1 rRNA gene is annotated in these 1,716 nt (G+C 50.2%); it reads right to left on the reverse strand.

Annotated elements, in window-relative coordinates:
• Nucleotides 1-55: 55 nt before the first annotated feature.
• A 16S ribosomal RNA gene (locus JUF13_RS14270) occupies nucleotides 56-1,621 on the reverse strand.
• Between the last annotated feature and the right edge of the window lie 95 nt (nucleotides 1,622-1,716).

The following is a 1,716-nucleotide window of genomic DNA, read 5'->3' on the forward strand; positions in this document are numbered from 1 at the left end:
CTCAAAACTGACCATTGTTTCGACAAAGTATGTGTAGCCTCCGTATATTCCTTAGAAAGGAGGTGATCCAGCCGCAGGTTCTCCTACGGCTACCTTGTTACGACTTCACCCTAATCATCTGTCCCACCTTAGACGGCTGACTCCCGAAGGTTATCTCACCGGCTTTGGGTGTTACAAACTCTCATGGTGTGACGGGCGGTGTGTACAAGGCCCGGGAACGTATTCACCGCGGCATGCTGATCCGCGATTACTAGCGATTCCAACTTCATGTAGGCGAGTTGCAGCCTACAATCCGAACTGAGAACGGCTTTAAGAGATTAGCTTAGCCTCACGACTTCGCGACTCGTTGTACCGTCCATTGTAGCACGTGTGTAGCCCAGGTCATAAGGGGCATGATGATTTGACGTCATCCCCACCTTCCTCCGGTTTGTCACCGGCAGTCTCACCAGAGTGCCCAACTTAATGCTGGCAACTGATAATAAGGGTTGCGCTCGTTGCGGGACTTAACCCAACATCTCACGACACGAGCTGACGACAACCATGCACCACCTGTATCCATGTCCCCGAAGGGAACGTCCTATCTCTAGGATTTGCATAGTATGTCAAGACCTGGTAAGGTTCTTCGCGTAGCTTCGAATTAAACCACATGCTCCACCGCTTGTGCGGGCCCCCGTCAATTCCTTTGAGTTTCAACCTTGCGGTCGTACTCCCCAGGCGGAGTGCTTAATGCGTTAGCTGCGGCACTGAAGGGCGGAAACCCTCCAACACCTAGCACTCATCGTTTACGGCATGGACTACCAGGGTATCTAATCCTGTTCGCTACCCATGCTTTCGAGCCTCAGCGTCAGTTACAGACTAGACAGCCGCCTTCGCCACTGGTGTTCTTCCATATATCTACGCATTCCACCGCTACACATGGAGTTCCACTGTCCTCTTCTGCACTCAAGTTACCCAGTTTCCGATGCACTTCTCCGGTTAAGCCGAAGGCTTTCACATCAGACTTAAGAAACCGCCTGCGCTCGCTTTACGCCCAATAAATCCGGACAACGCTTGCCACCTACGTATTACCGCGGCTGCTGGCACGTAGTTAGCCGTGGCTTTCTGGTTAAATACCGTCAACTTCTGAACAGTTACTCTCAGAAGTGTTCTTCTTTAACAACAGAGTTTTACGAGCCGAAACCCTTCTTCACTCACGCGGCATTGCTCCATCAGACTTTCGTCCATTGTGGAAGATTCCCTACTGCTGCCTCCCGTAGGAGTTTGGGCCGTGTCTCAGTCCCAATGTGGCCGATTACCCTCTCAGGTCGGCTACGTATCATTGTCTTGGTGGGCCTTTACCTCACCAACTAACTAATACGCCGCGGGATCATCCAGAAGTGATAGCCGAAGCCACCTTTCAAACAAGAACCATGCGGTTCTTGTTGTTATACGGTATTAGCACCTGTTTCCAAGTGTTATCCCCTGCTTCTGGGCAGATTTCCCACGTGTTACTCACCAGTTCGCCACTCGCTTCAATGTTGAAATCAGTGCAAGCACGTCATTCAACGGAAGCTCGTTCGACTTGCATGTATTAGGCATGCCGCCAGCGTTCGTCCTGAGCCAGGATCAAACTCTCATCTTAAAGATGATGCTTGAATAGCTCATCGATTGTTGTTACTTTATTTGTTATAAAAGCGAATTGACTTCGCAAATATTGTTTGGGTTTGATACCAAGTA

It is taken from the genome of Levilactobacillus wangkuiensis (assembly GCF_016861605.1).
GTDB classification, from domain to species: Bacteria; Bacillota; Bacilli; order Lactobacillales; family Lactobacillaceae; genus Levilactobacillus; species Levilactobacillus wangkuiensis.